We start from the raw sequence: 855 nt of genomic DNA, 5'->3' as shown, positions 1-855 counted from the left end.
ATGCGGCCAATTTGGGATGCTCCTTGCGCCAGGATTCGAGGGCGGCCTTGAAGAGCCGCTCGGCCTCGGCTCGGTCGGGCGCGTTGAAGACGGCGCGCAACTGGGCGGCGACGGACTTTTTGGCTTCCTGGCGGGTGACGAACTGTCCGGCATTCTGCTGCAGATGGAACTGGCAGCGTTGCCAGGGCACGGCGGGAAGGACGGCGCGGCGGGCGGCTTTCAGGCCGGCATGATCGTCGGCGACGATCAGTCGCACGCCCTTGAGACCCCGGGCGAGCAGGCTTTCCAGGAAGCGCCGCCAATTGATCTCGGCCTCTGAGGTGGCGATGTCGCAGCCGAGCACGCGGCGTTTGCCGGAGGCCTCGATGCCGACGGCGATCAAGACGGCGCAATCGACGATGCGGCCTTCCAGGCGCACCTTCTCGTAGCGCGCATCCAGGAAGAGGTAAGGCGTCTCGCCCAAGGGGCGCTCGCGCCACGCCGCAAGTCCCGCGTCGAGCTTGGCTGCGGCACGGCTGACCTGGGTGCTGGAAAGCGCAATTTCCGGGCCGAGCAACTTCTGCAGCACCTCGATGACGCGGCGGGTGGAGACGCCCTGAACATACATTTCGGCCAAGGCGAGATGGACGGCTTGGTCAGTGCGGGAGCCCTTCTCCAGGGCGGAAGGGTAGAAATCGCCGGAACGCACTTGCGGCACCTGGAAGGTCACCTCGCCCAGCCGGGTGAGCATGGTCTTGGGCTTGAAGCCGTTGGCGTAGTCGCGCCGGGTCGGGGAGCGCTCGTAGGGACGGGCGCCGAGATACTCGGCGCGCTCGATCTTGGCGGCTTCATTGACGAGAATGCGCAGGGCCTCGC

Annotated in this window: 1 protein-coding gene; it reads right to left on the bottom strand. The window is 66.8% G+C overall.

Annotated elements, in window-relative coordinates:
• A partial coding sequence (locus tag Tther_RS13185) for an IS256 family transposase (protein ID WP_143904591.1) occupies window positions 1-855 on the bottom strand: 855 nt, incomplete at both ends.

It is taken from the genome of Tepidimonas thermarum, assembly GCF_007556705.1.
GTDB classification, from domain to species: domain Bacteria; phylum Pseudomonadota; class Gammaproteobacteria; order Burkholderiales; family Burkholderiaceae_C; genus Tepidimonas; species Tepidimonas thermarum.
This window is presented reverse-complemented; position numbering and strand designations above follow the sequence as displayed.